Genomic DNA, 1,441 nt, shown 5'->3' on the forward strand with positions numbered 1-1,441 from the left:
GGCTCATCCGATTTGGGAGTGTAGTTGGGGTCTGAATCCCCCTGCTTCCAGGAGGCTGCGTGCAACGTAGTTGGTCAGGTTCCGGAAGCCGAGGGCGGAGCCTCGGAGGTGCTCGAGTCTTCCGTTGATGGCTTCCGTGGGGCCGTTGGACGTTCCTGGGTGGTCGAAGTATGCCAGGATGTCACCGGCCCGGCGTTTCAACGTGCGTCCCAGCGTGATGACCTCGCGCAGTGCTTTTGGCACTCCTCGGCTGATGTTGTCGATGAGCTGGGCCATGATGCGCTTGCCCTCCCTTGGGTCGGTGTGCCGGTACGCGGCCACGACGTCCTGGTACACGCCCCAGGTCGCTTCCACTTCGGCGTGACGCTCATCGGTGAACGCGACCATGAGCCTGGTCCGCTGCTTGTCGGTGAGCAGGTCCTCCCCAGTGTGCAGGGTCCGGCGGATCCCGTAGAGCGGATCACCAGACCTGCCGCGGTGCCCGGTGGTCTCCTGCTGGATACGCTGCCGATTCCGGTCCAAGGCATCCCCGCATAGTTGGGTGACGTGGAAAGGGTCCATGACCTCGATCGCGTCGGGCAACTCCGTCTCGGCGGCGGTCTTGAACCCGGTGAACCCGTCCATCGCCACGACCTCCACGGCGTCTCTCCAGTTATGGGGCCTGGCCTGAAGCCAGGCCGTGAACACGGCCTTGGACCGGCCCTGAACCATGTCGAGCAGGCGCGCAGGCCCAGTCTTGTCCCGAACCGGGGTGAGGTCGATGATGACGGTGACGTACTTGTCGCCCTTGCGCGTATGCCGCCACACATGCTCGTCGACGCCGATGACCTGCACGCCGTCGAAACGGTCGGGTTTGTCGATGAGCACCCGCCGTCCCTCAGTGATCACCGCGGCGTTCGCAGTATCCCAGGACACCGCCAGGCTGTCAGCGACACGAGCGACTGTCAGGTGCTGGCACACGATTCCTTCCAGCGCCCACCGCAGCCCCGTCCGCGACAATTTGGCGCGCGGCTCGGCCGCTGCACGTGTATCCTGCCGCCAGACGTGGCCGCACTCTGTGCATTTGTAGCGTCGGACGCGCACGTGCAGAGCCGTCGGCCGCCAGCCCAACGGCTGGTGAGCAAGCCTGCGCACCAGCGTGTCCCGTGGAGCCCCCGGAGACCCACAGCGGTGGCACCAGTCGTCCGGCTCAACGACAGTACACGAAATGATCGCCCGGTCCGGCGTCAGGTACTGGCCGACGGCGCGCAGGCCGAGACCGTCGAGTCCCGTGAAAGTCGTGAGATCAGGAGTCGTGAAGGTAGGCTTGAGCATCGAAGGCCTTGTGGTGAGGAATCGGTTTCTAGACAATTCCCATTCTCACCGCGGGGCCTTCTTCACACCCCCTACGACACACCTACCCCTGTCGGATAATTCTCTACACCCTCAATCCGGAAGAGCC

At 64.4% G+C, this 1,441-nt stretch carries 1 protein-coding gene; it reads right to left on the reverse strand.

Annotation, left to right across the window (positions count from 1 at the left end; translation table 11 throughout):
* Positions 1–3 precede the first annotated feature (3 nt).
* Positions 4–1,314 (reverse strand): ISL3 family transposase, encoded by a 1,311-nt coding sequence (locus tag NQ034_RS16020; protein WP_257050019.1) that lies wholly within the window; start codon positions 1,312–1,314, stop codon positions 4–6.
* Between the last annotated feature and the right edge of the window lie 127 nt (positions 1,315–1,441).

Source organism: Brevibacterium moorei (genome assembly GCF_024580735.1).
Classification (GTDB): Bacteria; Actinomycetota; Actinomycetes; order Actinomycetales; family Brevibacteriaceae; genus Brevibacterium; species Brevibacterium moorei.

Excerpts from the sequence above, each read along its gene's own strand:
- NQ034_RS16020 (WP_257050019.1), bottom strand. The coding sequence starts at position 1,314 with ATGCTCAAGCCTACCTTCACGACTCCTGATCTCACGACTTTCACGGGA.